A 473-nucleotide genomic window follows, 5' to 3' on the forward strand; every position below is an offset into this window, starting at 1 on the left:
ATCCTGCGGCGCCGGCCAGCGCAGTTGCGCGGTGGTCTGTTCGAAGGTGGCGCGGGCCTCGCTCGGGGTCAGTTGGTGCATGGCTGGCAGGCCGGCGTCCTGGCTGTCTTGAGCGAGGTCGAGGAAAGCTTCCAGATCAGGGTGTAACGACATCGTTAAAAATCCTTGTATCCGCAATAAGACGGGCGCGCCTGGGCAGCGCCCGCGCAAAAGACCGGGTGATCAACCCACCCGCGCCATGCAATGTTCGATCAACGCTTCAAGCTCGCGCTGGTAATCGCTCATCAGCGCATCCATGGTGCCGGCGCGGTAACGCTGGCTGCTGTAGATGCAGCGCAACGCCAGTTGCCCGTCATAGACCTGGCCGACAATTTCCAGCCAGTTGCCCAGGTTCGCCTTGAGGCTGTAGTTGTCGCCGGTCTCTTCCAGTGCCGGCACCAGCAACGCCTGTTCATCGAAGCTCTGGTCGAACT

1 protein-coding gene is annotated in these 473 nt (G+C 61.7%); it reads right to left on the reverse strand.

Annotated features, from left to right (window positions below; translation table 11 throughout):
- Positions 1-222: 222 nt before the first annotated feature.
- A partial coding sequence (locus J5M71_RS27910; protein ID WP_207838812.1) for a hypothetical protein occupies positions 223-473 on the reverse strand: 251 nt, incomplete at its 5' end.

The organism is Pseudomonas sp. 43(2021) (assembly GCF_017490805.1).
Lineage (GTDB): Bacteria > Pseudomonadota > Gammaproteobacteria > Pseudomonadales > Pseudomonadaceae > Aquipseudomonas.